This window comes from Vibrio sp. 1401 (genome assembly GCF_033340295.1).
Genome location: NZ_JAWOWF010000526.1, coordinates 1 through 616, shown reverse-complemented (window position 1 = coordinate 616; position 616 = coordinate 1). Strand labels below are relative to the sequence as shown.

The following is a 616-nucleotide window of genomic DNA, read 5'->3' as shown; positions in this document are numbered from 1 at the left end:
GTTATGCACTAAATGTGTTGTCGTTAGAAGTCCTTTCACTTGCTTGCCATGTACCACGGGCAAACAGCGAATGTTGTATTGCAGCATCAAGGAAATGGCTTGAATCACTTTAGCATCGTCTTCGATCAACACGGGGTTTGGTGTCATCACATCGGCAATGGGTTGATTGGTATCCATGTCTTGTGCGACGACCGATTTCGTCATATCTCGGTCGGTGACTAAGCCAATAATTTCGCCTTCTTTCATCACAACGGCACAGGAGCTGCGTTGTTTGCCGCACATGGTTTGCGCCACACTGCGGATAGAGTCGTTCACATCGACAATCGCAATGTTTTCGCTGGCGATCTCGCCAACAGTACGAAAGAACAGCCCTTTTTCTTCTTTCCGACAAACGTACTTCACCGCAGAACTCAAGCGCACATTGGCTTGGGCGGCAAAATAGTCGGCAAAGTCTGGGTGTTCTTCGCTGACCCGTTTTAGCTCAGAATGGGGGATCAAATATAGCAATGAATCTTCAATCGCTTCCGCTTGGTAGCCATCTTCGGCATTTTCGAGTGGGTCGAGGAAAGTAAAACCAAATTGGTCATCTTGCCCAAGGCGTGCACGCAGTTCGCCA

The 616-nt window shown here is 48.5% G+C and carries 1 protein-coding gene; it reads right to left on the bottom strand.

Annotated features, from left to right (window positions below; translation table 11 throughout):
- Nucleotides 1-616: CBS domain-containing protein (locus R7Z77_RS26630; protein WP_318137205.1), on the bottom strand; the 616-nt coding region annotated here is incomplete at both ends.